At 64.3% G+C, this 258-nt stretch carries 1 protein-coding gene; it reads left to right on the top strand.

The genetic code is table 11. The annotated features are described in order from the left end of the window. Positions 1 to 258 (top strand): SDR family oxidoreductase (locus SB764_RS42045; protein WP_410867042.1); only part of this gene is annotated, 258 nt, incomplete at both ends.

Below are 258 nucleotides of genomic sequence, written 5' to 3'. Positions count from 1 at the left end.
CATCAACGTCTCGACCGGGTTTACGCGGATCGCGGCGCCAACGCATCCGGCCTATGCGGCCTCTAAGGGGGCGCTGGAGACGTTGACGCTGGCGCTTGCACCTGAATTTGCGGCCCGCGGAATTACAGTCAATGCTGTGCTGCCGGGTGTGACGGAGACGGATATGAACGCCGAATGGCTAGCCTCGCCGTACGCGCGCGCCGGCGCTGAAGCGCTGTCGGTCTTCTCCCGTGTTGGAAAGGCGGAGGACGTTGCCGA

It is taken from the genome of Paraburkholderia sp. SIMBA_027, assembly GCF_046535315.1.
Lineage (GTDB): Bacteria > Pseudomonadota > Gammaproteobacteria > Burkholderiales > Burkholderiaceae > Paraburkholderia > Paraburkholderia tropica.
The sequence above is the reverse complement of the archived record's forward strand: the minus strand, read 5'-3'. Positions and strand labels throughout refer to the sequence as shown.